This is a genomic window from Pseudomonas sp. USTB-Z, assembly GCF_019691255.1.
Lineage (GTDB): Bacteria > Pseudomonadota > Gammaproteobacteria > Pseudomonadales > Pseudomonadaceae > Aquipseudomonas > Aquipseudomonas alloputida.
Map to the genome: position 1 here is coordinate 1 of NZ_JAECZP010000033.1, position 25,615 is coordinate 25,615.

The 25,615-nt window shown below is 63.2% G+C and carries 22 protein-coding genes; 9 read left to right on the plus strand and 13 right to left on the minus strand.

Translation table 11 applies throughout. From position 1 onward, the window contains the following. From I8746_RS25595 to I8746_RS25625, 7 genes are all read right to left on the minus strand, one after another. A partial coding sequence (locus I8746_RS25595; RefSeq protein ID WP_259674204.1) for a condensation domain-containing protein occupies nt 1-1,857 on the minus strand: 1,857 nt, incomplete at its 3' end. Between the two features lie 206 nt (nt 1,858-2,063). Beyond that, a complete protein-coding gene (locus I8746_RS25600) occupies nt 2,064-3,713 on the minus strand; it encodes a cyclic peptide export ABC transporter (protein WP_041168379.1) in 1,650 nt (549 codons plus the stop codon). A 22-nt stretch (nt 3,714-3,735) separates the two neighbouring features. Beyond that, nucleotides 3,736-4,755, minus strand: coding sequence for a GNAT family N-acetyltransferase (locus tag I8746_RS25605; protein ID WP_003251532.1), 1,020 nt, complete (start codon nt 4,753-4,755; stop codon nt 3,736-3,738). A 75-nt stretch (nt 4,756-4,830) separates the two neighbouring features. Beyond that, a complete protein-coding gene (locus I8746_RS25610; RefSeq protein ID WP_259674205.1) occupies nt 4,831-6,270 on the minus strand; it encodes an efflux transporter outer membrane subunit in 1,440 nt (479 codons plus the stop codon). Next, on the minus strand, nt 6,267-8,237 hold the full coding sequence (locus I8746_RS25615; RefSeq protein WP_221101170.1) for a MacB family efflux pump subunit: 1,971 nt from the start codon (nt 8,235-8,237) through the stop codon (nt 6,267-6,269). The genes I8746_RS25610 and I8746_RS25615 overlap by 4 nt, the downstream gene beginning before the upstream one ends. Next, on the minus strand, nt 8,238-9,401 hold the full coding sequence (locus I8746_RS25620; protein ID WP_019750845.1) for an efflux RND transporter periplasmic adaptor subunit: 1,164 nt from the start codon (nt 9,399-9,401) through the stop codon (nt 8,238-8,240). It abuts the gene before it with no gap. Between the two features lie 205 nt (nt 9,402-9,606). Further along, entirely contained in the window at nt 9,607-9,879 is a 273-nt protein-coding gene (locus tag I8746_RS25625; protein ID WP_003251523.1) for a hypothetical protein, read from the minus strand. 154 nt (nt 9,880-10,033) lie between these two features. On the opposite strand from I8746_RS25625, the gene I8746_RS25630 reads away from it, so the two are divergent. From I8746_RS25630 to I8746_RS25645, 4 genes are all read left to right on the plus strand, one after another. Beyond that, nucleotides 10,034-10,510, plus strand: a complete 477-nt coding sequence (locus tag I8746_RS25630) for a PaaI family thioesterase (protein WP_003251521.1) — start codon at nt 10,034-10,036, stop codon at nt 10,508-10,510. Beyond that, the gene (locus tag I8746_RS25635; protein WP_003251519.1) at nt 10,507-10,989 is read left to right on the plus strand and encodes a PaaI family thioesterase; all 483 of its coding nucleotides are present in this window, start codon (nt 10,507-10,509) and stop codon (nt 10,987-10,989) included. The genes I8746_RS25630 and I8746_RS25635 overlap by 4 nt, the downstream gene beginning before the upstream one ends. Before the next feature lie 69 nt (nt 10,990-11,058). Further along, a complete protein-coding gene (gene htpG, locus I8746_RS25640; RefSeq protein WP_003251518.1) occupies nt 11,059-12,963 on the plus strand; it encodes a molecular chaperone HtpG in 1,905 nt (634 codons plus the stop codon). 63 nt (nt 12,964-13,026) lie between these two features. Continuing rightward, on the plus strand, nt 13,027-13,752 hold the full coding sequence (locus tag I8746_RS25645) for a dienelactone hydrolase family protein (protein WP_012051739.1): 726 nt from the start codon (nt 13,027-13,029) through the stop codon (nt 13,750-13,752). 126 nt (nt 13,753-13,878) lie between these two features. Here I8746_RS25645 and I8746_RS25650 read toward each other — a convergent pair whose 3' ends face one another. Further along, a complete protein-coding gene (locus I8746_RS25650) occupies nt 13,879-14,742 on the minus strand; it encodes a pirin family protein (RefSeq protein ID WP_003251514.1) in 864 nt (287 codons plus the stop codon). Nucleotides 14,743-14,859: 117 nt separating this feature from the next. On the opposite strand from I8746_RS25650, the gene I8746_RS25655 reads away from it, so the two are divergent. Further along, nucleotides 14,860-15,867 (plus strand): amidohydrolase family protein, encoded by a 1,008-nt coding sequence (locus I8746_RS25655; RefSeq protein WP_017148203.1) that lies wholly within the window; start codon nt 14,860-14,862, stop codon nt 15,865-15,867. A gap of 157 nt (nt 15,868-16,024) precedes the next feature. Here I8746_RS25655 and fabB read toward each other — a convergent pair whose 3' ends face one another. The 5 genes from fabB to I8746_RS25680 all read right to left on the minus strand — a co-directional run bounded on the left by fabB (nt 16,025) and on the right by I8746_RS25680 (nt 22,912). Then, a complete protein-coding gene (gene fabB / locus I8746_RS25660; RefSeq protein ID WP_012051741.1) occupies nt 16,025-17,245 on the minus strand; it encodes a beta-ketoacyl-ACP synthase I in 1,221 nt (406 codons plus the stop codon). 11 nt (nt 17,246-17,256) lie between these two features. Beyond that, nucleotides 17,257-17,772 (minus strand): 3-hydroxyacyl-[acyl-carrier-protein] dehydratase FabA, encoded by a 516-nt coding sequence (gene fabA, locus I8746_RS25665; RefSeq protein ID WP_003251509.1) that lies wholly within the window; start codon nt 17,770-17,772, stop codon nt 17,257-17,259. 207 nt (nt 17,773-17,979) lie between these two features. Continuing rightward, nucleotides 17,980-19,911: an ATP-binding protein gene (locus I8746_RS25670; protein ID WP_014755895.1), complete on the minus strand. Its 1,932-nt coding sequence runs from the start codon at nt 19,909-19,911 to the stop codon at nt 17,980-17,982. Beyond that, nucleotides 19,908-20,798, minus strand: a complete 891-nt coding sequence (locus I8746_RS25675) for an ABC transporter substrate-binding protein (protein WP_012051743.1) — start codon at nt 20,796-20,798, stop codon at nt 19,908-19,910. Before I8746_RS25675 ends, I8746_RS25670 begins: the two co-directional genes overlap by 4 nt. Then, on the minus strand, nt 20,798-22,912 hold the full coding sequence (locus tag I8746_RS25680) for a TonB-dependent siderophore receptor (protein ID WP_012051744.1): 2,115 nt from the start codon (nt 22,910-22,912) through the stop codon (nt 20,798-20,800). Before I8746_RS25680 ends, I8746_RS25675 begins: the two co-directional genes overlap by 1 nt. Nucleotides 22,913-23,187: 275 nt before the next feature. On the opposite strand from I8746_RS25680, the gene I8746_RS25685 reads away from it, so the two are divergent. The 4 genes from I8746_RS25685 (at nt 23,188) to I8746_RS25700 (ending at nt 25,589) form a co-directional block, all read left to right on the plus strand. Continuing rightward, the gene (locus I8746_RS25685; protein WP_014755898.1) at nt 23,188-24,213 is read left to right on the plus strand and encodes an NAD(P)H-dependent glycerol-3-phosphate dehydrogenase; all 1,026 of its coding nucleotides are present in this window, start codon (nt 23,188-23,190) and stop codon (nt 24,211-24,213) included. 36 nt (nt 24,214-24,249) lie between these two features. After that, nucleotides 24,250-24,597 (plus strand): DUF4389 domain-containing protein, encoded by a 348-nt coding sequence (locus I8746_RS25690; RefSeq protein ID WP_003251499.1) that lies wholly within the window; start codon nt 24,250-24,252, stop codon nt 24,595-24,597. Further along, nucleotides 24,594-25,052 carry a phosphohistidine phosphatase SixA gene (gene sixA, locus I8746_RS25695; protein WP_012051746.1) on the plus strand — a complete coding sequence of 153 codons (459 nt, stop codon included), beginning with the start codon at nt 24,594-24,596 and terminating at the stop codon, nt 25,050-25,052. Before I8746_RS25690 ends, sixA begins: the two co-directional genes overlap by 4 nt. A 162-nt stretch (nt 25,053-25,214) precedes the next feature. Further along, a complete protein-coding gene (locus I8746_RS25700; RefSeq protein ID WP_017148204.1) occupies nt 25,215-25,589 on the plus strand; it encodes a hypothetical protein in 375 nt (124 codons plus the stop codon). The last annotated feature ends 26 nt before the right edge of the window (nt 25,590-25,615 follow it).

Genomic DNA, 25,615 nt, shown 5'->3' on the forward strand with positions numbered 1-25,615 from the left:
CGGCAGGCTGGCCAGCACCTGGGGCTGGGCCAGCACGCGCTGCAGGCCGCTGTCTTCGATCATGTAGGCCAAACGGTCGGCCGGGTAGGCCGGGTCCAGCGGCACGTAGGCACCGCCAGCCTTGAGGATGGCGAAGATGCCAACGACCATGTCCAGCGAGCGCTCGGCAGCCAGGCCGACCAGCACGTCGGGCCCGACCCCGTCGTCGACCAGGCGCCGGGCCAGGGCGTTGGCACGCTGGTTGAGCTGGGCATAGCTCAGGGCCTGGCCCTCGCAGGTGACGGCGATGGCATCGGGGGTGCGCTGCACCTGGGCCTCGATCCGGCTGTGCAGGGCCTGGTCGGCCGGGTGCTCGGCGGGGGCCGGGTTCCACTGGGCGAAGGTGGCTTGCTGTTCCGGGGTGCCCAGCATGTCGAGCTCGCCCAGCCGTTGCTCGGGCCCCCGGGCCATGGCCAGCAGCAGGTTCTGCCAGTGCCGGGCCATGCGTTGCACGGTGGCGTGGCTGAACTGGCTGCAGTCGTATTCCAGGCTGAAGCCAAGGCCGTCGGCTGCGTATTCAAGGTCGATGCCGATCAGGCATTTGGCCTGGGCGCTGGCGGTATCGAGGAAGTCCAGCTGCAGTGGGCCCAGGGCCAGCGGGCCGCTGGCAGTCCCGGCCACGCGCCAGTTGAACAGGGCCTGGAACAACTGGGTGGGTAGCACCTGGCCGTTGTGCTGCAGCGTCTCCAGGTACAGCTCCATCGGGTAGTCGCTGTGGCTCAGGGCCGCAATAGACTGCTCCCGCAGGTTTTGCAGCAGGGTCTGCACGGATTGCTGCGGGTCGAGTTCGGCGCGGTAGATCTGGGTGCTGACGAAGAACCCTACCAGCTGCTGGGTTTCGCTGCGGTTGCGCCCGGCGCTGGGCACGCCGAGGGTGAATTGCCGCTGGCCACTGTAGCGGCCCAGCAGCACCTGCCAGGCGGCCAGGGCGATGACGAAGGGTTGCACGCCCTGCTGCCGGCTGAGCTGCAGCAGGGCCTGGAACACCTCGGCGTCCAGTTGCAGGCCATGGTAGCGGGCACTGGTGCCCTCAGGCGGCACGCCAGCGCAGCGCGGGTCGAGGTCACCCGGCAACATCAACGGCTGCAGTTCGTCACCCAGCCGGGTATGCCAGTAGCGGGCAGACGCTTGGCACGCATCGCTTTTCAGGTAAGCCTGGCGTTGCCAGATGGCGTAATCGGCATACTGGATGGCGGGCCGTTGCAGCTTGCAGGCTCCCTGGGCGGCTGCCTGCGAATAGGCGCCCAGCAGGTCCTGCAGCAGGATTGGATTGGACCAGGCGTCTGAAACGATGTGGTGCATGTTCAGCAGCAACACATGCTCGTCACCTTGTACTTTCACCAGCCGGGCCCGGATCAGGGGCGCCTTGCCGAGGTCGAACGGTGCCAGCGCATCCGCTTCGATGAGCCGCTGCAATGCATGAGGGCGTTGCGTGGCGGGCATGGCGGTCAGGTCTTCGCAGGGCATTTCGAGGCGTGCGTTGGCTTCGACGAACTGCTGCGGTATGCCCTCGACCTCGGCGAACCTGCTGCGCAGGATGTCATGGCGGTCGACCACCGCCTGCAAGGCCATGGTCAGGTGCTGGCCATGCAGTTCACCCTTCAGTGACAGTGCCCGTGGCAGGTTGTACGCCGCGCTCTGCGGGTTGAACTGCTGCAGGTACCACAGGCGCTGCTGGGCGAAGGAGAGGGGGGCCGGCCCGGCGCTCTCGCGTGGTGCTATCCGGTCGGGTTCAGGCCGCTCATCCTGGAGGAGGGCGAGCAAGGCGTCGTCCAGCAAGTCTTCAGCGAGCGAGTCGGCATCCAGTGATTCGTGCATGGCGGTCCCTGTGGCAGTCGAGGCGAAGGACAGCAGCATGGGGGCCGGCCTTGCCGGCGAATGGCCGCTGTCCTCTGGAGAGGTGTATGGCCAGTAAACGAGCCGCCGCCCGGCAAATTTACCGGCGGGCGCGTGGGTGACGGGGCGGGTGGGCAGGCCCCGGCCAGGGTTGTAGCCGACCTGGTCGGGGCGAGGGATGCAGTCGGTCAGGCCGGCTGGGCTGCGGTGCGAACCTTGCCGCTGTCCATGTGTACCAGCTGGTCGGCAATATCGAAGTAGCGGTCATCGTGGGAGATGACAATGATGGTCTTGCCCAGGCGCTTGAGGTCCGGCAGCAGCTCTGTGTAGAAGATGCGGCGGAAGGTGGGGTCCTGATCAGCTGCCCACTCGTCGAACACCAGTACCGGGCGCTGCTCCAGCCAGGCGCTGATCAGGGCCAGGCGCTTGCGTTGCCCAGTGGACAGGTCGGTGGTGGTGAAGGCGCCGTCACGTACGCTGACCTTGTGCGCGATCTCCAGGCGTTGCAGGTATTGGGTAGCATCGTCGGGAATCTGCTGGTCACCCTGGACCACGTCGTCGAACAGGTAGTAGTCGGCGAAAATGGTGGTGAACAGTTGTCGGTAGTCATCCCGGTCAAGCACCGAGACCGGCTGACCATCCAGCAGGATGTCACCACTGTGCGGCGCATACAGGCCAAGCAGCAGCTTGATCAGCGTGGTCTTGCCACAACCGTTCTCGCCGACAATGAACACGATGTCGCCCTGGTTGATCGTGAGGTTCACCGGGCCCAGGCGAAACGGCGTGCTGCCCTCGACGGCCGGAAATGCGTACTGCACATTGTGCAGTTCCAGGCTGTCGATGGTCTGGCGCGGTGCGCCTTGGCCGTCGAGCAGCAGGTTCGGTTCGGGCGAGGAAAACTGCTCTGACAGCTCGGCAATGCGCTGGAATGCCACCTGTGCCTTGCTGACCAGCGGCAGTACGCTGACCAGATGGTCCAGTGGGCCTTTCATGTACAGCAGCACCAGCACGAAGCCGGTCATTGCCGCCTGATCGACGCTTGTCCAGGTGCTCTGCAGGGCCAGGGCCAGGCCGATGACGATGAAGAACAGCGTCGAGCCGAACGTCTTGGCCAGGATGTAGGTGTTGACTGCCTTGATCTGGATGGCGCTGATCCGCTCGCTGATCCCCTGGATGTGCCGGGTGAACATGCGATACCGGCGCGGCCGGTGTATGCGCAGCTCCTTGGCGCCCTGGGCAATGGCGTTGTAATGCTTCTGCAGGTCGTCCTCGGCCTCGCGGGCGGTATTGAACCCCTTGATGCCGCGCGTGCGGGCGATGACCTGGGCGGTGATGCCGGCGCCCAATGCCAGCAGCATCAGCAGGAACAGCGGGCCGGACAATGTTGCCAGGTAGCCCATGCAGCCCAGCGTCACCGTCAGCGAAATGGTCAGGGGGGCGAAGGCGAACGAGAAATCGCTGATGGTATCGATATCGTGGGTCAGCACCGGTATCAGGCGGTGGCTGCGATAGCGCTCGATCTGCTCAATGGGCGCCGAAAGCACTTTTTCGCCCAGCTCCTTGCGCAGTTTGGCAATGATCTTCTGGCCAACGAAATTGGTGCCCATGTCGGAGAAGATGCTGCTGAGCAAGGTCAGCACGCAGAGGCCGGCAAACAACCACAGCACGGCGTGGGTCAGCCCTGCTTCGCTGTTGAGGGCGCGGTTGATGGTGGCCAGCAGCGTGGTGACGCTGAAGCCGCCGAGGATGCCCAACAGTATGGAAACCAGCACGATGGGCCAGAACGGCTTGAGCAACTGGGCAAGCTCGCGGGTCGCGCTGAGCGGTTTGCGAATCATGGGGAAGTCTTCTCCAGGCGGATCAAAGGACGTGGTCATCAAAGAAGGCTTCACGCTCCAGACGCAGCAGAGCGGCTTTCTTGTGGGCCAGTTGAATGTCCTTCAGGTGGCCGAACCCCTGGGACTTGAGGAAGTCGATCTGGCGCGTATGGTCGATGCGCGGCTCGCCGAGAATCCGCTGGGTGCGTGGGTCATCGAGGAACATGTAATGCATCAGCGAGCGGAACCAGCCGCGCAGTTTGCCGATGCCCTGGTGCTTGGGTTCGCCGATCACCACATGCCAGCCACGGTCGTAATCGGCGACGTCGTAGTAGGGGGCGATGCGGTCTTCCTTGCACCAGTACACCTCAAAGTAGGCGAAGGGTTCGTCATCGAAGCAGCCGATCAGCGGGTGTACGCGCGGGTCGTCGAGCATTTCGCGAATGTATTGCGCATGTTCTTCCGGGGTGCCGGTCTGCTCCCAGAAGAACGCGACTTGCTCCAGGTTCATCCAGCGGTTGAAGGCTGCAAGGTCCTTCACCGGGTCGATGGTGCGCAGTGAAAAGGTGGCGTTCAGCTTCGGCAGATGGCGTCGATAGACTTCGCCCGCCGGTTTGGGCGGGCGTTGCGGGTGGCGTTTCTCGCCGCTGAAGCAATAACGCGGGGCCGTGTGCACGCTGGCCGGCTCGCGAAGCCATGGCAGGGGTTGCTGCCAGAAGGTCTGGCGGGTACAGCGCAGGGCAAGCCTGCCTTGGTCGTCGACCTGCCAGTGATCGAAAATGCCTTCGCGTACCGCACGCACGGCAAATTCCCGGTCGCCAGGGACCTGCACATTCACCTCGTTGCATTGTTTGCGGTGGCAGAAACGGGTCGCCAGCACTGCCAGCATCGCGCTGGCCGGAAATGCTGGCGGAAGTTGCTCGAAGACGATGCGGTTGTCGACCTCCCGGTAGGGGATGGCGGCGCTGCTGTCGAGGCGCAGGCTACCGCTCTCTGGCGTTTCATCCTGGGCACTGGCTTTGCGGCCATCGGCCAGGATCAGACTGAAAGAGGGTGCGTTCATAGGGCTTCCTGTGAGGGGGCGAGTGCGACTTGTCGGATGCTGTCCATGGAAAAGACGAACCGCACCTGCCGATGTTTAAGCGCCAGGTGCGGCACCCGGTTCAGCGCCAGCGACCTGCCAGCCGCCGCCCAGGGCCTTGTACAGGGCGATGCTGCCCATGACCCGCTTGAGGCGCAGTTGCACATCCTCGTCCTGAGCCTGGTACAGGGTGCGTTGGGTTTGCAGGACGGTCAGCAGGTCCTCGGCGCCCGCCTGGTAGCGGCTTTCGGCGATGTCGAAGGCTTTGCGCGCCTGTTGCAGTTCGATCGCCTGCCAATGCAGTTGCCGGTCGATGCCGTCCAGGGTATTGAGGGCCTTTTCCACATCGCCGAAACCGGCCAGGATGGCGCCGCGGTAGTTCTGCAGCAGTTCCTCCTGGCTTGCTACCGCCTTGTCGCGTTCAGCGCGCAGGCGGCCGTTGTTGAACACCGGCGTGACCAGGCCTGCGGCGAGGCTGGTGAAGGGGTTGCGCAAGACGTCCGGGAAGTGATCGGCGCCGCTGCCGACGATCAGCGTCAGGTTGAGTTTGGGCAGCATCGCCGCGCGGGCTACGCGCACATTGGCCTGAGCCGCCGCCAGCTTGGCCTCGGCATTGGCGATGTCCGGCCGACGGCTGATCAGTTCGCTGGGCAGGCCCGCATCGATCGAGGGCCAGTTGAGCTGTTCAAAGCGCGTGTTGTCCAGTTGCAGGTCCTGCACCGGTTGCCCGACCAGGGTCGCCAGGGTGATCAGGGCCTCCCGGGCCTGTTGCTGGTAAAGCGGGCGTTGCCGTTGCTGGGTGGCGACCAGGCTTTGTTGCTGGGCCAGTTCCAGTGCTGTGGCCGAGCCTGCATCGAAGCGGGTTTGCACCAGTTGCAGGACACGCTCGGCATTGGCCAGGTTAAGGTCGGCAATCCGCCCCTGCTGCTGGAAGGCCAGCGCCTGCATGTAGCTGTCGGCAACCTTGCCGAGCAAGGTCAGTTCAACGGTCGCGCGGTCGAACTCACTGGCTTGCAGGTTGTGCAGGGCACTTTCGCGCGCTGCCGCGTTGCCGCCCCAGAAGTCCACCTCGTAGCTGGCCTTCAGGGCCACATCCAGGTAATGAGTGGTGCGCTGGGTCGGGCTGGAATTCAGCTGGCTGTAGCCGTCGCCGTGCTGCAGGCGCTCGCGGTTGGCGTTGGCTGCCCCGGTCACTTCAGGCAGCAAGGGGCCGCCGGCAATGACCGCATCGGCCTGCGCCTGGCGAACCCGGGCCATGGCCGCACCGACTTCGAAGCTGTCGGTGCGGGCTTGCTCCACCAGCTGGTTCAGTGTCGGGCTGCCGAACGACTGCCACCAGCCGGTCAAGTTGCGGGGTGGCGCCTCGGGCGTGGCTGCCTGCCAGCGGGCCGGGGCAGGCACGCCGTGTTGCGGCGGCAGTGCAGGGGTGGCGCAGGCGCTCAGCAGCAGGCAGGCGCCCAGCAGGGGCAAGGGTTTGATCAACGTTGGGGTACTCATACGCTGGTAAGGGCGGCCACCGGGTCGAGCCGGGCAGCCTTGCGGGCGGGCATGAAGCCGAACGCGATACCGGTGACCACGGCGCAGCCGAAGGCACCCATGGCGGCGGGCAGCGAGAAGGCGACGGCGACCTGGCCGAGGCTCAGGGCGCCGCCAATCAGCAATGCCAGGGCGATGCCGCTGACGCCGCCGACCATGGTCAGCATCACGGCTTCGGTAAGGAACTGGCGCAGGATGTCGCGCTGGCGCGCGCCGGTGGCCATGCGGATACCAATTTCCCGTGTGCGCTCGCGCACGGTCATCAGCATGATGTTCATCACCCCGATGCCGCCCACCAGCAGCGAAATGGCGGCAATGGCGCCCAGCATCAGCGACAGTGCGTTCTGCGTTTTCGCTTCGGCCTGGATCATCGCCGCATTGTTGGTGAGTTCGAAGTCGGTTACGCCGTTGTGCAGTTTCAGCAGCAACTGGTCGATGACCTGCTCGGTCTGCTTCACCTGGCGCGCATCCGCAGCGGCGATCACCACGTATTCCGGGGCCTGGTTGCCGAACAGGCGCACGCTGGCGGTGGTGTAGGGCACCATCACCCGGGCATCGGCATCCTGGTCGCCAGAGCTGGCGCCCTTGCCGGCCAGCACCCCGATGACCTGGAACGGTGCGTTCTCGATGAGAATGTACTGGCCCACCGGGTTGCGGTCGGCAAACAGTTTTTCCCGGGTCTTTTCGCCAATTACCGCCACTGCCGCGCCGGCGGCTTCGTCGGCCTCGGTGAAGAAGCTGCCTTGCACGACCGGCCAGTTGAATATCTGCGGGAAGTAGGTGTTGGAGCCGCCTACATACAGCTTCAGGTCCTGGTTGCCATAGCGTACGCCGGCCTTGCCGCCATTGACGGGCATGATCATGCGTACCTGGGGCAGGGTGGCGATGGCGCGGGTGTCGTCCAGGGTGATGATGCCTTCCGGCGCCCTGGGGGCGGGTGGCTTGCCGTTGAGGTAGATGATGTTGGAGCCGAAGGCGCCCATCTGCGCCATGACCTGGCGCTTGCTGCCTTCACCCACTGCCAGCATGACCACCACCGACGCCACGCCGATGATGATGCCCAGCAACGTCAGTGCGGTGCGGAAGCGGTTGATCCACATCACCCTCCACGCCGCCTTGACGGCGTCCAGCAGTTCGCCTTTCCAGGCACCGTTGTGCTCGCTGCCGTCGTTCAGGCGCTGGCGCAGGTCGACGGCCTGCAGCACGTCGACCTCAGGGTGCGAAGCGGGCAGTGGCTCAGGCTGGGCCTGGTCGCTGATGATCTGGCCATCGCGGATTTCGATGATGCGCTTGGCCCGTGCGGCGACTTCCCGGTCGTGGGTGATGAGGATCACCACATGGCCCTGGCTGGCCAGTTCGTCGAGCAGGGCCATGACTTCGGTACCGCTGCGGCTGTCGAGGGCGCCGGTGGGTTCGTCTGCCAGAATGATGTGGCCACCGTTCATCAGCGCGCGGGCTATCGATACGCGTTGTTGCTGGCCGCCGGACAACTGGTGCGGGCGATTACCGGTACGTTCGGCCAGGCCCAGGCGGGTCAGCAGGGCATGGGCGCGTGCGTGGCGCTCGGCGGCAGGCGTGCCGGCATAGATCGCCGGCATTTCGACATTTTCCTGGGCGGTGCCGGAGGCAATCAGGTGATAGCCCTGGAACACGAAACCGAAGGCTTCACGCCGCAGCCAGGCGAGTGCGTCACTGTCCAGGCTGGCCACCTGTTCACCCGCGAACAGGTAGTCGCCACTGGAGGGGCGGTCCAGGCAGCCGAGGATGTTCATCAGCGTAGACTTGCCTGAGCCGGAGGTACCGACAATGGCGACAAATTCACCGGCGTGAATGCTCAGGTTGATACCGCGCAAGACCTCGATTTGCGGTGTATCGACGCCGCCATAGCATTTGCGGATATCGCGCAGCTCAATCAGTGGGACTGGCATTTACCCTCCTGCACTGAGCAAGGGGCTGATCAGCAGGCGATCACCTTCTTCCAGCCCTTCGAGAATCTGCACGCGCAGGCGGTCGCTGATGCCTGTGCGCACTTCGCGATTTTCAATGGCGCCGTGTTTCGTCAGTACCTGTGCCAGCCTGCGATCGGGCTGCTTGCCCGGGTTGAGCGCGGAAATCGGGGCGGTCAGCACATTGTGCGCACGGTCAGCGACGAAGAACACCTGGGTGGTCATTTCTGCCATCAGGGCGCCGTCGGCGTTATCGACGTCCAGCAACACCGTATACAACACCACCCGGCCATTGCTTTTGCTGGCCGGGCTGCCGCTGCCCTGGTTGGCATGCTCCAGCGGCTTGGGCGGCACCGGCAGGATCTGCCGTACAGTGCTGTTCCAGCGCCGGGTGCCACCGCTGAGGGTGGTGAAATAGGCGTGCATGCCGGGTTTGACGTGGCCAATGTCCGCTTCCGACACTTCCGCCCAGACTGTCATCGGTGACAATTTGGCGATGCGCAGGATCAGCGGGGTCTGCTGCTGGGCGTTAAGCGTCTGCCCCTCGCGGGCATCCAGTGCGACCACGGTGCCACTCATGGGGGCATAGATGCGGGTGTAACCCAGTTCGGCCTGGTCGCTGCGCAGGCTGGCCTGGGCCTGGCGAATCTGCGCCTGGATCATGTCGATGCGCGCCTGGGTGGCCTTGAGCTCGGCGCGCGCCGTTTGCACATCCTCTTCGCGCGTGGCGCCGCCTGCCGCCAGGCTCTGCTGGCGCTCGGCCTTCTGCCGGGCCAGCTCATGCTGGGCACGTTGCTCTTGCAACTGTGCCTGCAGGTTTTCGACCGAGTAGCGTCCCGCGTCCAGCTTGGCCTGTTGCGTGGAAGGGTCGATCTCGACCAGCAACTGGCCTTCTTGCACCGCGTCGCCGACCTCGACCTTGATGGCACGGATCTGCCCGGATGCCTGGGCGCCGACGTCAACATAACGGCGTGGCTGCAAGGTGCCGATGGCGGTAACGCTGCTCTCGATATCACCCCGGCTGACAGTGACGGTATTCAGGCCATCATGGCGGGGTGGCATGATCTGCCAGGCACTTACGGCCAGCAATGTCGCCAGGCCAACTAAGGTGATCAGGGCCCGGCGGGCCAAGGGGGGACGTTTCATGCAGGGTTCCGGCCAAAGTAAGTTCCTCCGAGACACGTCGCGGGGTTGTACTTTGAACGAGAACCCGCCCGCAAAATTTACTGCGCGGCGCGCGGCGGGTGCTGATAAATGCCGGCGGCGAGTGAACTATCGGGTTAAACGTTTAAGCTGCAACTAGCAAACACAAAAAAACCCGACAGTTGTCGGGTTTTTTTGTTGACGCGAGTTACTGCTTGGCAGGTTCTGCCGGCGTAGCTGGAGCCGGAGTAGCCGGAGCGGCTTCTTCGGCAGCCTTCTGCTCGGCTTCGGCCTGATCTTTGGCAGCTTCGGCGTTTTCCTTGGCGGCTTCGTTCATCTTATCCTGAGCTTCACCCATTTTTTCCTGGGCTTGCTCGGCGTGTTGCTGTGCGTCCTGGGCTTTGTCTTCGCTCGCTTTATCGCAAGCAGCCAGGCCCATGGCAGCGGCCAGCATCAGAGCAAAAGCAAAAGGTTTACGCATGGGGGTGTTTCTCCTTGGTGGAATAAGTGACTTGTTCCTTCGAGTGCAACTACGCGGAATAAGTTCCACGAAGATTACAGATATATAACGCCCCGTTCTACATAGACTTTTTAACGAATTTATGCCGCTGCCCTGCGGCCGGTGGGAACAGCCGATGAACGATTCAACCTTGATGGCAATGGCCGAACGCTTTCTCTCGGCGTTAAAACATTGTCAGCTGTTGCAGATGCGCGTGGCGCAGGCTGATGGTGATGGCATGACCCTGGTCCTGCCATGGTCGCCAGCGATTGTCGGCAACCCGCAAACCGGTGCCGTGCACGGCGGTGCGCTGACCACGCTGATGGACACCACCTGTGGCATGGCCACGTTGTGTGTGCTGCCGCGCTTCGAAGTGTGCCCGACGTTGGACCTGCGCATCGACTACATGCACCCGGCTGAGGCCGGCAAGGACATCTACGGCCACGCCCAGTGCTACCGTGTTACCCGCGACGTGATCTTTACCCGTGGCACCGCCTACCAGGACGACCCCGACCAGCCCATCTGCCAGGTGGTGGGCACGTTCATGCGCCTGGGCCAGGACATCAAGGGCGGCATCCGTTTCGGCGACAGTCTGAAGGAGGGCAAGGCATGATTCCGCACGCGGTGCGCCAGCAGCTCAACGCCGCCCATGCGGTGGGCGACTATCGACCATTGCTGGCGCTGATTCCCTATGCCGGGCTGATCGGCATCGAATGCGAGCGTCAGGGCGATGATGTGTTGTTCCGCCTGCCGGCCAGCCCGGACAATATCGGCAACCCACTGCTACCGGCCATTCATGGCGGCGTGATCGCCGGCTTCATGGAGCTGTCGGCAGCGCTGTACCTGCTGATCTACAGCGAGAGCGCAAGCATTCCGAAGATCATCGACTTTTCTATCGACTACCTGCGCGCCGGGCATTTTCGCGATACCTACGCCCAGTGCCAGCTGTGGCGTCAGGGCCGGCGGGTGACCAACGTGGCCATCACCGCCTGGCAGGGCGACAGGCAGTCGCCGATTGCCACGGCCCGTGCGCATTTCAAGATCGAACCGGAAAAGCCCTTGAAATCATCCGGGCAGCCCCCATCTGCATGACATCCGCCGTTAACGCTGGCCGAACCGGCCGCCAGGCGCCACCGCCATCAGATCGGAGTTTCGAAGACCATGACTGTGGAAACACAAAAGGAAACGTTGGGCTTCCAGACCGAGGTGAAGCAACTGCTGCACCTCATGATTCACTCGCTGTACTCGAACAAGGAAATCTTCCTGCGGGAGCTGATTTCCAATGCTTCCGACGCCGCCGACAAGCTGCGTTTCGAAGCCCTGGCCAAGCCAGAGCTGCTCGAGGGCGATGCTGACCTGAAGATTCGCCTGAGCTTCGACAAGGACGCCGGTACCGTGACCCTCGAGGACAACGGCATCGGCATGAGCCGCGAAGACGTCATTGCCCACCTGGGCACCATCGCCAAGTCCGGCACTGCCGACTTCATGAAGAACCTCACCGGTGACCAGAAGAAGGACTCGCACCTGATCGGTCAGTTCGGCGTGGGCTTCTACTCCGCGTTCATCGTTGCCGACAAGGTCGACGTGTACAGCCGCCGTGCGGGCCAGCCAGCGGCCGAAGGTGTGCACTGGTCGTCGAAAGGCGAGGGCGAATTCGAAGTCGCCACCATCGACAAACCACAGCGCGGTACCCGTATCGTCCTGCACCTGAAGAAGGACGAGCAGGAGTTCGCCGATGGCTGGCGCCTGCGCAACGTGGTCAAGAAATACTCCGACCACATCGCTCTGCCGATTCAACTGCCGAAAGAGCAGGCCGCCGCCGAAGGTGAAGAGCAGCCGGCCGAAGCGTGGGAAACCGTCAACCGTGCCAGCGCCCTGTGGACCCGTTCGCGCACCGAGGTGAAGGACGAGGAATACCAGGAGTTCTACAAGCACATTGGCCATGACTTCGAAAACCCGCTGGCCTGGAGCCACAACAAGGTCGAAGGCAAGCTCGAATACAACTCGCTGCTGTACGTGCCGGCCCGTGCGCCGTTCGACCTGTACCAGCGCGAAGCGCCGCGCGGCCTGAAGCTGTACGTGCAGCGTGTGTTCATCATGGACCAGGCCGAGTCGTTCCTGCCGCTGTACCTGCGCTTCATCAAGGGTGTAGTCGATTCCAACGACCTGTCGCTGAACGTGTCGCGTGAAATCCTGCAGAAAGACCCGATCATCGATTCGATGAAGACAGCGCTGACCAAGCGTGTGCTGGACATGCTGGAGAAGCTGGCGAAGAACGAACCCGAGCAATACAAAGGCTTCTGGAAAAACTTCGGTCAGGTGCTGAAAGAGGGCCCGGCCGAAGATTTTGCCAACAAGGAGAAAATCGCCGGCCTGCTGCGCTTTGCTTCCACCCAGGACGACAGCGGCGAGCAGAGCGTCGCCCTGGCCGACTACCTGGCCCGCGCCAAGGAAGGTCAGGACAAGATCTATTACCTCACCGGCGAGTCGTACGCGCAGGTCAAGAACAGCCCGCACCTGGAAGTCTTCCGCAAGAAAGGCATCGAAGTGCTGCTGCTCACTGACCGCATCGACGAGTGGCTGATGAGCTACCTCAACGAGTTCGACGGCAAGGCCTTTGTCGATATTGCCCGTGGTGACCTGGACCTGGGCAAGCTGGATTCGGAAGAAGACAAGAAAGCCCAGGAAGAAGTCGCCAAGGACAAGGAAGGTTTGGTCGAGCGACTGAAAGGTGCGCTGGGTGACAGCGTGGCCGAAGTGCGCGTCTCGCACCGCCTGACCGACTCGCCGGCGATCCTGGCCATCGGCGAGCAGGACTTGGGCCTGCAGATGCGCCAGATCCTGGAAGCCAGCGGGCAGAAAGTGCCGGAGTCCAAGCCGATCTTCGAGTTCAACCCGAGCCACCCGCTGATCGAGAAGCTGGACCACGAGCAGAGCGAAGACCGTTTCGCCGAGCTGTCACACATCCTGTTCGATCAGGCGGCCCTGGCGGCCGGTGACAGCCTGAAGGACCCGGCGGCATACGTTCGTCGCCTGAACAAGCTACTGGTCGAGCTGTCTGCTTGAGTTGATGCACAGCAAAGCCCGCTTCGGCGGGCTTTTTTATGACGAGTGCCAAAGGAGTGCTTGATGAGCAAAGTAATCGTCGAATCGCTGGTTTATCACCTGTCTGGCAAGGCCTTCGAAAGCCGTTTGGTCTATGAGCCGGGTGCGCTGGGCCGCCCAGGGCTGGTGATGGCGCCGAACTGGATGGGCATTGGTGAAGGTGCCGAGCGCATTGCCAAGGAAGTGGCCGAGAAGGGCTATGTGGTGCTGATCGCCGACCTGTACGGGCAATCGGTGCGCCCGTCCAATGCCGATGAGGCAGGCGTGGCGATGATGCCGCTGAAGAATGACCGTGACGAACTGCGCAAGCGCATGCAGGAAGCCCTGGCGCAATTGCTGGGGCAGTCGAAGGCGCTGCTGGAGCCTGGCAAGGTGGCCACCTTCGGCTTCTGCTTCGGTGGCTGCTGTGCGTTGGAACTGGCCCGTAGCGGCGCCGACCTGCGTGCGGCTGTGTCGTTCCACGGCACCCTGGACACGCCGAATCCTGAAGATGCCAAGCGCATCAAGGGCTCGGTGCTGGTGTTGCATGGTGCCTCCGACCCATTGGTGCCTAAGGAGCAGTTGCCGGCATTCGAGGACGAGATGAACGCGGCCAAGGTGGACTGGCAGTTGCTCAGTTATGGCGGCGCGGTGCACTCGTTTACCGACCCGAATGCCAATGTGCCGGGCAAGATGCAGTATAACCGGCGCACTTCCGAGCGAGCGTTTCGTTCGATGCATAATCTGCTGAGTGAAGTGTTCCAGCGTTGAGATTGCAGCCTTTCGCGGGTGAACCCGCGCCTACGTGACGGCCTGCGCCTAATCACCGATGTGTGTCCACCCCCCGATCAGGTGTAGGCGCGGGTTTACCCGCGAAGGGCCGCAAAGCGGCCCCGATCACCGAGGCAACTCGATCCTCGAATGTTCCCCCGGCACCTCCGGCCAATCCCCCGCAGCCCACCTGGCCCGGGCCCGCTCGATCAGCTCCGGGTCGCTGGCGACGAAGTTCCAGTTCATCCGACGCGGCCCATCCAGTGGTGCGCCGCCAATCAGTACCAGTTGGCATTCACCCTCGGCATACAATGTCACCTCTTCGCCCTGCGGCAACACCACCAGGGTGCACGGCTCCACGTCTTCATCGTTCATCATCAACTCACCATCGAGCACGTACAGCGCCCGCTGCACATGCTCGGTCGGTACCAGCAAGGTGGTCGCCGGTTGCATCCGGACATGCGCATAAAGGGTAGGGGACAGCACCGGCACCGGTGACGCCAGGCAGAACCCGCTGCCCGCAATCATGCAGATACGTACACCCAGGCTGTCACTGACGGGCAGGCTCTCGGCGGGGTGATGGCTGTAACTCGCCGGGCCTTGCTCAAACGCGCGTGGCGACGCCAGCCATACCTGCAGCCCATGCAGGCGCGAACCATGGGCCAGGGCATCTTCCGGGGTGCGCTCGACATGGGCGACGCCGCTGCCTGCGGTCATCCAGCTGACATCACCAGGCAGCACCCGCTGCGCCGAGCCGAGGCTGTCCTTGTGCAGGATTGCGCCTTCGAACAGGTAGGTCAGGGTGGACAGACCGATATGCGGGTGCTGGCGGATGTCCATGCCATGCCCCGGGGCATAGTCTGTTTCGAGCATGTGGTCGAAGAACACGAACGGGCCGACGCTGCGGCACTGGGCTGATGGCAGCGGGCGCAGGATCGGCTGGCCCTCGACCGTCTCAGCTCGGGGGTGGATGACCAGTGGGCTGCTCATGGGGAAGGCTCCAGGCACGGTGGAAGTGCCTCAAGCATAGCGGTTTGCCCGCCGTGGCTGAACCGTCTTGGCGGCCGCCTGGTCTACTGGGTTCGTACTTGCATGAGGAAGATGACCATGACCGCCAGAGCGCTGGCTTGTGTGCTGTTGTTCGGCTGGCTGTGCCAGGCGGCCCAGGCGCGCGAGTACCGCTACAGTGATGCCCACTTGCACTACGTGGACTTCTTCCAGGAAAGTGAAGGCATGCCGGCGCTGATCAAGGCCATGGATGCCGCAGGGGTTGAGCAGTCGATGATTTCAGGCATACCCGTGGCCAAGAAATGGCACGAAGACGAGCCCAAGCGCCCGCGCTACTACGCCGGTGATGACGCCGACGCCTATTGGTACAGCGCCACCGACACTTACGTGGCGGCGGCGCTGCAGCAATTGCCAAGTGAGCAGCGCAAGCGGTTCCACCCGTTCCTAAGTGGTTTCAACCCGGTGGACAAGAATGCGGTCAGCCATATCGAGCGCATGCTCGATTTGTACCCGGGGTTGTGGCAGGGCATCGGCGAGGTGTTCACCCGACATGATGACCTGACAGCGCTGACCAGTGGCGACACGCCACGTGCCAATAATGAAGCCATGACGCGTATCTACCACCTGGCGGCCGAGCGCGACCTGCCCGTGCTGCTGCATTCCAACATCACCTCCAAGCGCGAGCGCAACCCGCTCTACCTGGCGGAGATCGAAGAGCCGCTGCGCAACCATCCGCATACGCGATTCATCTGGGCGCATGCGGGCAGCAGCATGGAGATACATCGCCATCAGACGCAGATGGACTTTCTACTGCCGGTACTGACGCGATTGCTGGAGGACTACCCGAACCTGTATGTTGATTTGTCGTGGAGTGTGCTGCAGCCGTATTTGCTGGATGAGCAGGGCGTGCCGCGCAAGGCATGGCTGACGCTGGTCGAGAAGTACCCGGAGCGGTTCATGCTGGGGTCGGATGTGGTGGGGCGGTTCGGCAGCCTGGGGGAGCAGATGCACGGGTTCAAGCCGTTTCTGGATGCCTTGCCGGAGGCGGTGGCGCACAAGGTGGCCCGGGAGAATTTTCTGGCGGTGTTGCCCAAGGTACAGCAGTGACCTGTGCGGGCCTCTTCGCGGGTAAACCCGCTCCTACAGGGTGTGCACAGCGCTGAAGGCTTGTGTGGTGGGTTTACCCGCGAAGAGGCCAGCACAGGCAACACAAACAAAAACGCCCCGAACCAGTCGGGGCGTTTTCATTGACAGCAGCAGCGTCTTACTTGCCTTCCCAGCGCTTGAGCACCAGGGTGGCGTTGGTGCCGCCGAAGCCGAAGCTGTTGCTCATGACCGTGTCGATCTTGGCGTTTTCTTCGGTTTTACGCAGGATTGGCAAGTCGGCGACTTCCGGATCCAGCTCGTCGATGTTGGCAGAGCCGGCGATGAAGTTGTTTTCCATCATCAGCAGGCAGTAGATCGCCTCGTGCACGCCGGCAGCGCCCAGCGAGTGACCCGACAGGCTCTTGGTAGAGCTGATCTTCGGCGCCTTGTCGCCGAACACGGCACGCACGCCCTTGATCTCGGCCACGTCACCGACCGGGGTCGAGGTACCGTGGGTGTTCAGGTAGTCGATCGGGGTGTCGACAGTGGACAGCGCCTGCTGCATGCAGCGGATGGCGCCTTCGCCGCTCGGTGCAACCATGTCGTAGCCGTCGGAAGTCGCACCGTAGCCAACGATTTCGGCGTAGATCTTGGCGCCGCGGGCCAGGGCGTGTTCCAGTTCCTCGACCACGACCATGCCGCCACCGCCAGCGATGACGAAACCATCACGGTCAGCGTCGTAGGCGCGCGAGGCCAGTTCCGGGGTTTCGTTGCGCTTGGTCGACAGGGCGCCCATGGCATCGAACAGGAACGACTGGCTCCAGTGCTCTTCTTCACCACCACCGGCGAAGACGATGTCCTGCTTGCCCCACTGGATCTGCTCCAGTGCGGTACCGATGCAGTGAGCCGAGGTGGCACAGGCCGACGAGATCGAGTAGTTGATGCCCTTGATCTTGAACGGGGTTGCCAGGCATGCCGACACGGTGCTGCCCATGGTGCGGGTAACGCGGTACGGGCCGACGCGCTTGACGCCTTTCTCACGCAGGGTGTCCAGCGCTTCCATCTGGTTCAGGGTCGAGGCGCCGCCGGAACCGGCCACCAGGCCGGTACGCGGGCTGGAAACCTGCTCTTCGGTCAGGCCGGCGTCCTTGATCGCGTCCTGCATGGCCAGGTAGGCGTAGGCAGCCGCATGGCCGACGAAGCGGTAAACCTTGCGGTCGATCAGTTCTTCGAGGTTGAGGTCGATGGACCCGGAAACCTGGCTACGCAGCCCCATTTCCTTGTATTCCGGGTTGAAACGGATACCCGGACGGCTGTTGCGCAGGTTTTCGGTGACGGTAGCTTTGTCATTGCCCAGGCACGATACGATGCCCAGACCAGTGATAACGACGCGGCGCATGCGAATAACCCTTAGAAATTGTCAGTGGAGGTGAACACGCCGACCCGCAGGCCTTCGGCAGTGTAGATCTCGCGGCCGTCGACGCTGACCGAACCATCGGCGATGGCCATGTTCAGCTTGCCCTTCAGGACGCGCTTGATGTGAATGTTGTACGTGACTTTCTTGGCTTCAGGCAGTACCTGGCCAAAGAATTTCACCTCGCCCGAACCCAGGGCGCGGCCACGGCCCGGCAGGCCCTGCCAGCCGAGGAAGAAGCCAACCAGCTGCCACATGGCGTCGAGGCCCAGGCAGCCCGGCATGACCGGATCGCCTTCGAAATGGCAGGCGAAGAACCACAGGTCCGGGTTGATATCCAGCTCGGCGACCAATTCACCTTTGCCGTACTTGCCGCCTTCTTCGCTGATATGGGTGATGCGATCGACCATCAGCATGTTCGGCGCGGGCAGTTGCGCATTACCTGGGCCGAACAGCTCACCGCGACTGCAGCGCAGCAGGTCTTCCCGAGTAAAGGCGTGTTGTTTGGTCATGCGAGCTCCTCAATAACCCCCTGCGGCAGGGGATGAATCTTCCCGGCCGGCCCGAAAACCAAGCGCTTCGAGACGGCAGCCTACAGGTAGACTATTGCGTTGTGGTGAAAGTCACAGCGCACCTGGTGAAAGAAGTACAGGTGTGCACTGAAACGTCTATTTTCAGGTCCGATGAAGGTCCTGTCCAGTGTTTAAGACTGCCGCACTTTAGCATTTATCGCCAGTCGCGGTTGTCTGACCGGGTAACCAGCGCTGCAGCACCTGCTGCAATTCGGTACGGCGCAAGGGTTTGCTCAGGTAATCGTCCATACCGGCGGCCATGCAACGTTCGCGGTCGCCCTGCAACGCGTTGGCGGTCAGGGCGATGATCGGTAGCCCGGCGCCGTTGGGCAACTGGCGGATGCGTCGGGTGGCTTCATAGCCGTCCAGGTGAGGCAGGCGGCAATCCATCAGCACGGCAGCAAAGCGCTGCCGGCCGACCCGCTCGACGGCTTCAAGGCCATCTTCTGCCGTGCATACTGCCAGCCCCAGGCTGCGCAGCATGGCTTCCACGACGCTCCGGTTGACCGGATTGTCCTCCACCAGCAGTACCTGATCATTGTCCGGCACCGTCGTTTGTGCGGCCGTTGGCGGCGTCAACGGGACGGGGGCAGGGGTGGCGAGGGTCAGCGGCATCTCCAGGGTAAAGGTCGAACCCAGGCCCTCACGGCTTTCACCGCGGAGCTTGCCGCCCATGCGTTCGGCCAAGGTACGAGCGATCGACAGCCCCAGCCCGGTACCGCCATAACGACGGGAAATCGAGCTGTCGGCCTGCTGGAAGGCGACGAACATCATTTCCAGGCGGTCGCTGTCGATGCCGATGCCGGTGTCGCGCACGCTGCAGGTCAGCCAGATCAGCTGCCGGTCGAGCACCTGCCAGCGTGCGTCGACCTGCACCTGGCCACGTTCGGTGAACTTCAGGGCGTTGCCCACCAGGTTCAGCAGGATCTGGCGGATGCGCGTGGGGTCGCCGTTCACCTGCAACTGCTCGATGCCGGCCGGCAGTTGCAGGTGCAGGCCCAGGCCGCGTTGCTGGGCGCTGTGCTGGAACGACTGGACACTGCTGGTGATCAGCTCGCCCAGGTTGAAGTCGATGTGCTCCAGCTGCAGCGCGGCGCGTTCGATGCGCGAAAAATCGAGGATGTCGTTGATGACCTTCAGCAAGTGCCCGGTGGACTCGCTGGCCACTGCCGTGTAATCGGCCTGTTCATTGCTCAGCGGCGTGGTTTCCAGCAGTTGCAGCATGCCCAGCACGCCATTCATCGGGGTGCGCAACTCATGGCTCATCATCGCCAGGAAATCCGATTTGGCGCGGTTGGCCTGTTCGGCCTCCTCGCGGGCCTGTATCAGTTCGGCAATGGCCTGCTTCTGTTCAGCACTGGCCTGTTCCAGGGCGCTGGCCAGGTTGTTGATGTGGCGGGCCAAGTGGCCCAGCTCGCTGTCGTCGACGACCGGCAAGGGGGTGTTGTACTTGCCTTGCTGAATCGCCTTGACCGCATGGCCCATGTCGCTGATCGGCTTGGCCAGGCTCAGGGCCAGGCGGCGTGCCAGCAAGAAGGTGAACAGCAGGGCGAACAACGCCAGGATCCCGGCCTTGATCACGATTTCCTGCTGGCGCTGACTGAAGGCGTCATCGGACATGCCGACGATCACGCGGCCCAGGTAGTCGTCACCGATGGCCGGGGTGGTGGCTTTGCCCTGTTGCAGGAAGTCGTTGTCCAGGCGGATTTGCTGCAGGCGAATGGGCGCCTGGAACACTTCGACCCGTTGCGCGCGGTTGGCACTTTCGTCGGACTGCTCGACGTACACCAGGATGTGGTTGCGGCTGTCCTGCACTTCCAGAAAGCGTACGTGCGGGATGCTGAGGGTGGCACGCATCAGCCCTTCAAGCACTTCGTTGTTGCCCGAAATCACCCCATACTCCGACGCCGGTGCCAACTGGTTGGCGATCAGTTGCCCGGTGTGGTTGAGTTCCTGGCGCAGGTCCTGGATGCGTACGAAGGTAAAGAAACTGATCAAGAGCAAGGTCAGTAGCAGGGCGGGGCCGAGACTGATGATCTGCGTGCGGGTATGAATGTCCCAGCTCAAGCGTTTGCTCATGGGGTGGGTTCTCCCTCGGCCAGGGCCTTGACGGCGGCGTTCTGATCGATCGGTTCAAGACCCAGGGCCCGGGCCACCTGCTGGTTGCCACTGACCCCGTAGCGCACTGGGTACAGGCTGCGCGGCCAGCGTGTCGGCGGCTGGTCGAGCAACTGGTCGAGCACCCACAGCCAGTCGTCCTGGTCGCTGTAGGTACTGGCCAGGGCGCCGGCGCGAACGAAGCCGGCGTTCGGGCCGATCAGTGCCATCTGCCGGCCATAACTGCTCAACAGCAGGTTCTTTGCGGTCTTGGAGTTGTACAAGTCAGGGTCGTCCAGGCCCAGTAGCACATCGCTGTTGCCCAGCAGGTGCTGCAGCGGCCGGTTGTCACGCGGGTCGGACCAGTCCTGGGCCACGATCTCCAGGCCTAGCGGCCGTGCAGCATGGCGCAGTTCCTCCAGCAGAAAGCTGCTGTGCTCGCCGTACAGCACGCCAACGCGCCTGGCCTGCGGCAACAAGTAGCGTGCCAGGCGCAGTTGCCGTCCCAACGGTGCGTCGCTCCACAACAGTGTGAGGAACGCGGGGCGCGACTTTCCCAGGCGCTGTTCAGCCTGTACCCGGCTGACCCGCATGACCAGCGCCGGTGGGCCGGCGGTTTCTCCCAGGCGCCATTCCAGTGCTGCGTTGTCGAGCAGGATCAGGCGTTGGTCGGCTTTGAGCTTGCCCGGGCGCGGCAGTTCGGTGGTGGTGCGAAACTGCACATGATCGTGTGGCCGGCGGCTTTCCAGAGCGGCGATGAAGCTGCGTACACCGGGCTGGTCCTCAGCCCCAACCAGCAGGACTTCGCTGGCGGACAAAGGCCCCAACGGCCACAGGCAGAGCAGCAGCAGGCGCAGCACCAGGGCCATCAGAACTCCAGCTCCGCGCTCACGCTCAGGCGGTGACGGCTGTCGTAGCGGTTCTGCAGGGCCGAGGTCGGTTCATCGTCCAGGCGCTGCTGCCACAGCGCCGCCAGCTCCAGGTTGCTGCCATACACCCGAAAACGCTTGGCCAGGCGCAGGTCCAGACGCTCGTAGCGGTACTGGTTGAGGGCATCGTCACCGTAATAGAACAGCGCGCTCGACCAGCCGGCACCCCATTCGCGCATCCACCCGGCCGAGCCGCTGTTGCGGGCGCTAAGGCGACGGTCGTCGGGGTTACTGGCCCAGGCATCGACGTAAGCATAGGTCAGGCGCAGGCGGTCGCGCAGGGTGGGGCGCCAGTCCATTTGCGCCTCGCTGCCGCTGAAACGGGCCTTGTTGGCGTTGCTGGCGATGTACTGGTTGTTCCTCAGCGGCTCGCTGATCATGCCGGTGATCTCGTCGTAGAACAGCTTCACATCCAGGCTCAGGTCGATGTCGCTGAAGTAGCCGTTGTAGCCCAGCTCGCGCGAGCGCATGCGCTCCTGTTCAAGGTCGCCAGGGCCACGGGTCTTGACGAAGTACTCACCGTTTTGCAGGCCGAATGAATTGGGGGTGAGGTTCTTGACCGTGTAACTCCAGTTGACGTTGTTCTCGAACATGTCGGGCGAGCGCACCGCTTCGGAGTACACCGCACGCAGGCCGTGGCGTGGGGTGATCAGGTAGTTGACCGCGACGCGTGGGGTCAGCGAACTGCCTGACAGGCGCGAGTCTTCGAACATGGCCCCACCCTGCAATATCCAGTGCTCGTCGGCCCGCCATTCCAGCTGGCCGAACAGGCGCCAGGTCTGGTCGTCGATGCTGCCGTTGAAGTAGGTCTGCGAGTCGGCGCGATCATAGCGGTAGTTCATGCCACTGAGCAGACGCAGGCTATCAGTCAGGCTCAGGGTGTCCTGGATTTCCAGGTCATAGCGGGTTTCACGGGTGCTCTGGTCCACATCGCCGCAGACCTGCTCCCGCCCTCCCTGCTCCCATTGCTGCTGCACTTTCTGCAGAAGGCCTTTCAGGGCTGGGTCGTCAGTGGAAAGGGGGGCGCCGGTCGCAATACCGCGCGCTACTTTTTCGGCGAAGTCGGGGTTCATCTGCCAGAGCTGGGTCAGTTCGGGGCTGAACGACTGCAAGGCATCACAGGCGCGCCACACTTGCTGGCGATCAAAATGCTGGGCTGAGCCCTGGATATAAAGGCTGTGTTCAGCGCTGAAGTCTTTGGTCCAGCGCAACGAGCCCGCATAGTCCTTGGCGTTGACGTCGGCATTGTTCCCGGACTCGTACTGCTGGAACACCGGCTGGTAGGTGTAGGGCCGCTGATTGCTGCCTTCCTTGGCCGCCAGTTGCCACTCCAGGGTCTGGTCGACCGCCAGGTTGTGGTTGGCGCTGAGGTTGAAGCGGGTCAGGCGGCGGCTGTCGCGGTAGTCCTGGCCGAACTGGTTCTCATCGAAGCCGTCGTCCTGTTGGCCCGACAGCGACAGGCGCATGTCGCCACCGTCCCAACCGAAGCCGTGGCTGGCATAGAAGTCGTTGATGCCGTCCTGGCCGCGCGTCACTTTCAGCCGTGTGCCATGGCTGTCGGCGGGGTTGCGGGTGAGGATGTTGACCACTGCCATCAGCGCGTTGGCGCCATAGCTGACGGTGTTCGGGCCGCGGAACACCTCGATGCGCTCGATGTCCTCCATGGCCAAGGGGATGTCGCTCCAGTCCACCGTGGCCAGGCCTGCGCGGTACACCGAACGGCCATCGATCAGTACCTGCATGCGCCGTGCGTCGTTGACGTTGCTGCCGTGGTAGTTGACCGTGGGTTGATTGCCGGCACCGTAGCCGATCATCATGCCCGGTACCAGGCGCAGCAGTTCGGGGATGTCACGGGCACCGCTGGCGCGAATCAGTTCGCTGTCGAGTACGGTCATGCTGCCCGGGACAGCGGCGGGGGATTGTTTCAGGCGTGTGGCGGTCAGAACCTGTGGCAGGTCGGGGGTGTCGATGAACAGGTCGTCGGCCGCAGCCTGGCCGCCGAGCAGGGCGGTCAATAACAGCAGGCGCGGGTACGGTGGCGTGCCAGGGAACACGGAGCGGCCTTTGTTTCAGGATTGAAACAGGCATGGTAACTGACCTTGGCGTATTTTCCAGTGATCTGCAGCGGTTTTGCAGCGTGCCTGTCTTGACGCTTTCGTGGGGGCGGAAATCGAGCGCCGCCGGCGCGGTGCATCGCGAGCACGCTCGCGCCTGCATTTGTTGCAACGTGGCCATGACAGTGTGATCTGCGTTGCTGACCTTGGCGCATGGCAGGCGAGCCGTATAATGGCGGGGTCGCCACTTAACTTTTGGCTTTAATGGATTGGATATGACTGAACAGCAACCTGTTGCGGTTCTGGGCGGCGGTAGCTTCGGCACCGCCGTGGCGAACCTGCTGGCGGAAAACGGTGTGCCGGTGCGTCAATGGATGCGCGACCCGGCGCAGGCCGAGGCCATGCGTGTGAATCGCGAGAATCCGCGCTACCTCAAGGGTATCCGCCTGCACGATGGGGTTGAGCCGGTCAACGACTTGCTGGCCACCCTGCAGGCCAGCGAGCTGATCTTCGTTGCCCTGCCATCGAGTGCCTTGCGCAGCGTGCTGGCACCGCATGCCGAGCTGCTGCGCGGCAAAGGCCTGGTCAGCCTGACCAAGGGCATCGAAGCGCAAAGCTTCAAGCTGATGAGCCAGATCCTCGAAGAAATCGCCCCCGAGGCGCGCATCGGCGTTTTGTCAGGGCCCAACCTGGCGCGCGAAATCGCCGAACATGCACTGACTGCCACAGTGGTGGCCAGTGAGCACGAAGATCTGTGCCAGCAGGTACAGGCCGTGCTGCACGGGCGTACCTTCCGCGTCTACGCCAGTGCCGACCGTTTCGGCGTCGAACTGGGCGGTGCATTGAAGAACGTTTACGCGATCATCGCCGGCATGGCTGTGGCCTTGGGGATGGGCGAGAACACCAAGAGCATGCTGATTACCCGGGCCTTGGCCGAGATGACCCGTTTCGCCGTCAGCCAGGGCGCCAACCCCATGACCTTCCTCGGCCTGGCCGGTGTCGGTGACCTGATCGTCACCTGCTCCTCGCCCAAGAGCCGCAACTATCAGGTTGGCTACGCACTGGGGCAGGGTCAAAGCCTGGAAGAGGCAGTCAGCCGCCTGGGCGAAGTGGCCGAAGGTGTCAACACGCTCAAGGTGCTCAAGACCAAAGCCCAGCAAGTGCAGGTGTACATGCCGCTGGTGGCCGGCCTGCATGCCATCCTGTTCGAAGGCCGCACGCTGAACCAGGTGATCGAGCACCTGATGCGCGCCGAGCCCAAGACCGATGTCGATTTCATTTCCATCAGCGGTTTCAACTGAGCCCTTGGCGGCTCTGACACGAGCAAGGAGCAACACATGAACGATACGCCCGAACGCGCCCAGCGCGAGTCGATCATCCTGCGGGTGCTGTGGATGCTGGTGTTCCTGGTGGTCTGGCAACTGGCCGAGTTGCTGTTGGGTGGCCTGGTGCTGGTACAGCTGATCTACCGACTGGTGTATGGCGCGCCCAGCGCCAGCCTGATGAACTTCGGCGACAGCCTGAGCCAGTACCTGGCACAGATCGGTCGCTTCGGCAGTTTCCACAGCGACCAGAAGCCATGGCCGTTCGCAGACTGGCCGGCCCCGCGTGCGCCGGAAGGTGAAGCCGCGCACGCCGTGGCACCGGCCGCGCATCCGGTGCGTGACGAGGAACCCAAGCTGTGAAGCTGTGGGTGCTGCGCCACGGTGAAGCTGAGCCGCGGGCCAAGACAGATGCCGAGCGCCGGTTGACGGCCCATGGTCGCGAGCAGGTGCTGCACAGTGCGGCTTACCTGATCGGGCAGCCACTGCAGGCGATTGTCGCCAGCCCTTACGTACGCGCCCAGCAGACCGCCGCGCTGGTGCATGACACCCTGGGTTTCGCCGAACCGGTGCGCACCGTGCCCTGGCTGACACCCGAGGGTGATGTACAGCAGGTCATCGGCGAAATCGAGCGCCTGGGGCTTGAGCATGTGCTGCTGGTCAGCCACCAGCCGCTGGTAGGCACCTTGGTCGGTGCACTGGAGCACGGCCACAGGCAACAGCCGGCAGCCATGAGCACTGCCAGCCTGGCAGAACTGGAAGGGGAGTGGCCGCTGGCCGGGTTGATGACGCTTCGGGCCATCCACTCACCCGCGTGAACGTCCCATGGCTTGTGCAGGCCACTGTTTCGCTCGCGTCTGCATGCTGGCATGGGTAAAGAGCGATAAGGCAACTGGCATTTTTGTCAGTTGTCGCACTTCACCACCGCTTGTTAGCGTTGCCACATGGCAAACATCAGGGAACGGCGAATGAGGGGTGAAATGCTGGAGCTGTTGCGCTCCCTGGACCTGCAACCCACCCTGGAACAGGTTGACCAAGGTACTTCGCTGGATTTCGCCCAATACAGCCTGCTGCGTGAATCGGCCGATGCCAAGCTTTACCACCTGATGCGCAAGGTGAACGACAACCCTGGGCTGGACCCTGTTGCGAGGCAACAATGCGAGCAGGACCTGCGGACGCTGCAGGACGCCTGCCTGCGGGTCTCGCACCTGCTGCAAACCAGTTGTCTGGCCTTGCGCCGCCTGCAACTGGACTACCAGGACCAGCGTCTGGCCCGCGAGGCGCTGGAGAGCCAAGTGGCCTATATGCAGGCCTGCCTGCGTCGGTCGCTGAGCAGTTTCGACCGCTCGGCATGACCTGATCCCCCTCGCCGATGACCTTT

Coding starts and splice junctions, on each gene's coding strand:
- I8746_RS25630 (WP_003251521.1), top strand. CDS start 10,034: ATGAACGATTCAACCTTGATGGCAATGGCCGAACGCTTTCTCTCGGCG.
- I8746_RS25675 (WP_012051743.1), bottom strand. CDS start 20,798: ATGGCCCTGGTGCTGCGCCTGCTGCTGCTCTGCCTGTGGCCGTTGGGG.
- I8746_RS25620 (WP_019750845.1), bottom strand. CDS start 9,401: ATGAAACGTCCCCCCTTGGCCCGCCGGGCCCTGATCACCTTAGTTGGC.
- I8746_RS25700 (WP_017148204.1), top strand. CDS start 25,215: ATGCTGGAGCTGTTGCGCTCCCTGGACCTGCAACCCACCCTGGAACAG.
- I8746_RS25600 (WP_041168379.1), bottom strand. CDS start 3,713: ATGATTCGCAAACCGCTCAGCGCGACCCGCGAGCTTGCCCAGTTGCTC.
- I8746_RS25635 (WP_003251519.1), top strand. CDS start 10,507: ATGATTCCGCACGCGGTGCGCCAGCAGCTCAACGCCGCCCATGCGGTG.
- I8746_RS25690 (WP_003251499.1), top strand. CDS start 24,250: ATGAACGATACGCCCGAACGCGCCCAGCGCGAGTCGATCATCCTGCGG.
- I8746_RS25605 (WP_003251532.1), bottom strand. CDS start 4,755: ATGAACGCACCCTCTTTCAGTCTGATCCTGGCCGATGGCCGCAAAGCC.
- fabB (WP_012051741.1), bottom strand. CDS start 17,245: ATGCGCCGCGTCGTTATCACTGGTCTGGGCATCGTATCGTGCCTGGGC.
- I8746_RS25655 (WP_017148203.1), top strand. CDS start 14,860: ATGACCGCCAGAGCGCTGGCTTGTGTGCTGTTGTTCGGCTGGCTGTGC.
- I8746_RS25625 (WP_003251523.1), bottom strand. CDS start 9,879: ATGCGTAAACCTTTTGCTTTTGCTCTGATGCTGGCCGCTGCCATGGGC.
- I8746_RS25610 (WP_259674205.1), bottom strand. CDS start 6,270: ATGAGTACCCCAACGTTGATCAAACCCTTGCCCCTGCTGGGCGCCTGC.
- htpG (WP_003251518.1), top strand. CDS start 11,059: ATGACTGTGGAAACACAAAAGGAAACGTTGGGCTTCCAGACCGAGGTG.
- fabA (WP_003251509.1), bottom strand. CDS start 17,772: ATGACCAAACAACACGCCTTTACTCGGGAAGACCTGCTGCGCTGCAGT.
- I8746_RS25650 (WP_003251514.1), bottom strand. CDS start 14,742: ATGAGCAGCCCACTGGTCATCCACCCCCGAGCTGAGACGGTCGAGGGC.
- I8746_RS25670 (WP_014755895.1), bottom strand. CDS start 19,911: ATGAGCAAACGCTTGAGCTGGGACATTCATACCCGCACGCAGATCATC.
- I8746_RS25685 (WP_014755898.1), top strand. CDS start 23,188: ATGACTGAACAGCAACCTGTTGCGGTTCTGGGCGGCGGTAGCTTCGGC.
- I8746_RS25645 (WP_012051739.1), top strand. CDS start 13,027: ATGAGCAAAGTAATCGTCGAATCGCTGGTTTATCACCTGTCTGGCAAG.
- I8746_RS25615 (WP_221101170.1), bottom strand. CDS start 8,237: ATGCCAGTCCCACTGATTGAGCTGCGCGATATCCGCAAATGCTATGGC.